General features: G+C 43.1%; 2 protein-coding genes, 1 tRNA gene and 1 rRNA gene (2 of these 4 running past the window's edge). 2 read left to right on the top strand and 2 right to left on the bottom strand.

What is annotated here, in order from left to right; translation table 11 throughout:
- A protein-coding gene (queE, locus tag ACYQ2D_RS15025) for a putative 7-carboxy-7-deazaguanine synthase QueE (protein WP_187559315.1) crosses the window boundary here: on the top strand, positions 1–623 show its 3' portion. 55 nt of this gene lie to the left of the window's left edge; 623 of the gene's 678 nt are visible here — the last part of the coding sequence; the start codon falls outside the window, past its left edge; its stop codon occupies positions 621–623.
- Between the two features lie 53 nt (positions 624–676).
- Entirely contained in the window at positions 677–1357 is a 681-nt protein-coding gene (queC, locus tag ACYQ2D_RS15020; protein ID WP_459786013.1) for a 7-cyano-7-deazaguanine synthase QueC, read from the top strand.
- A 135-nt stretch (positions 1358–1492) separates the two neighbouring features.
- Here the strand turns inward: queC and ACYQ2D_RS15015 are convergent.
- Positions 1493–1565, bottom strand: a tRNA-Asn gene (locus ACYQ2D_RS15015).
- A gap of 83 nt (positions 1566–1648) precedes the next feature.
- A 23S ribosomal RNA gene (locus ACYQ2D_RS15010) occupies positions 1649–2500 on the bottom strand; it runs 2034 nt beyond the window's last position.

The following is a 2500-nucleotide window of genomic DNA, read 5'->3' as shown; positions in this document are numbered from 1 at the left end:
AAGGTCCATTGGTCGGACAATTGGCTGTTTTTATTCGAATGAAAGGATGTAATCTTTCCTGCAGTTACTGCGATACCAAGTGGGCAAACGAAACAGATGCCCCTGCAAGAGAAATGACGGCAAATCAAATTTATCAAACCATTTTAGAATCCGGTATTAAAAATGTCACCTTAACTGGCGGAGAACCCCTTTACCGTCCTTTTATAAAAGAACTCTTAAAACTTCTGGCATCTGATTCTTCTCTTCATATTGAAATTGAAACAAACGGAAGCATAAACCTTGAACCATTTTGTGATTTAGGAACTTCTGTTTCTTTTACTATGGATTACAAACTCTCATGCAGTAACATGGAACAAAAGATGTGCTTAAATAATTTTTCTATTTTAGAGCCAAAAGATACAGTAAAATTTGTTGTAGGTTCACTTGCAGATTGTCAAAAAGCATTTGAAATAATACAGTCCTATCAATTAGAAGGTCGATGCCACATTTATCTCAGTCCAGTGTTTGGGATGATTGAACCCTCTCAGATTGTAGAATTTATGAAGCAGAATAAAATGAATGGTATAAATCTTCAAATTCAAATGCATAAGGTAATCTGGGACCCTGAAGAACGAGGCGTTTAACTATATATTCCGAGAATACCTAAATTTATTTTCATGATGGAGGTTATTTATTTATGAAAGCTTTAGTATTATCCAGTGGCGGGGTAGACAGCACAACCTGTTTAGGTCTTGCCATAGAAAAATATGGAAAAGAAAATGTGATTGCACTTGCAATTACTTACGGTCAAAAACATACCAAAGAAATCGAGGCAGCGAAAGCTGTCGCTGATTATTACAATATAGAAATGTTACATTTTGATTTGTCTACTATTTTTCAATATAGTGACTGTTCCTTGCTAAGTCATTCTTCTCAGGAAATTCCAGAAGAATCTTATTCAGAACAGCTAAAACATTCGGATGGAAAACCGGTTTCTACTTATGTTCCATTTCGAAATGGTCTGTTTCTTTCCTGTGCTGCAAGTATCGCACTTTCAAAAAATTGTGATGTAATCTATTACGGAGCCCACAGTGATGATTCAGCCGGAAATGCTTATCCAGACTGTAGTGATGCATTTCAAAATGCTATGAACCAGGCAATTTATGAAGGAAGTGGACATCAATTAAAAATAGAAGCTCCTTTTGTAAATCTAACAAAAGCGGATGTTGTTCGTACCGGACTTGACCTGCATGTTCCTTATGAACTTACCTGGAGCTGTTACGAAGGTAAAGAGAAACCTTGCGGTCATTGCGGAACTTGTATTGACCGTCAAAAAGCATTTGAACAAAATGGTGTAACAGACCCTGCTCTCGCTTAAATATAATATATTGCAAAAAAATCTAGACTGTTCCCTTATTATTAATTGATATTATCGACAGCCTAGATTTTTTTTAATTTTCAGTATACACAAAAAACCACCTATTTATCATAGATGGTTTCCCAAATAAAAAAGCTCCCCCTGTTGGACTCGAACCAACGACACTGCGGTTAACAGCCGCATGCTCTACCGACTGAGCTAAGGAGGAATATTCATTCATCGTACCTTCAAAACTACATATACAAAACCGAAACCATGCAGACACTTGCCGCTCCACTGATTTCTCAGCTTCTGGTCAAGCCCTCGACCGATTAGTAGCAGTCAGCTCCATACATTGCTGCACTTCCACCTCTGCCCTATCTACCTCGTCGTCTTCAAGGGGTCTTACTTCTTTCGAATGGGATATCTCATCTTGAGGGGGGCTTCACGCTTAGATGCCTTCAGCGTTTATCCCTTCCAGGCTTGGCTACTCTGCCATGCAGTTGGCACTACAACAGATACACCAGCGGCCTGTCCATCCCGGTCCTCTCGTACTAAGGACAGCTCCTCTCAAATATCCTACGCCCACGCCGGATAGGGACCGAACTGTCTCACGACGTTCTGAACCCAGCTCGCGTACCGCTTTAATGGGCGAACAGCCCAACCCTTGGGACCTACTACAGCCCCAGGATGCGATGAGCCGACATCGAGGTGCCAAACCACTCCGTCGATGTGAACTCTTGGGAGTGATAAGCCTGTTATCCCCAGGGTAGCTTTTATCCGTTGAGCGATGGCATTCCCACTTAATACCACCGGATCACTAAGCCCTACTTTCGTACCTGCTCCACCCGTCGGTGTCGCAGTCAAGCTCCCTTCTGCCTTTGCACTCTTCGAATGGTTTCCGTCCATTCTGAGGGAACCTTTGGGCGCCTCCGATACCCTTTCGGAGGCGACCGCCCCAGTCAAACTCCCCGCCTGGCATTGTCCCACCGCCGGGTCACGGCGGCTGGTTAGAAACCCAATACTGCAAGGGTGGTATCCCAACATCGACTCCGTAGCAACTGGCGTCACTACCTCTCAGTCTCCCACCTATCCTGTACATGCAATACCGAATCCCAGTACCAAACTGGAGTAAAGCTCCATGGGGTCTTTCCGTCCTGGCGC

The sequence above is a fragment of the Blautia stercoris genome, assembly GCF_054657695.1.
This window is presented reverse-complemented; position numbering and strand designations above follow the sequence as displayed.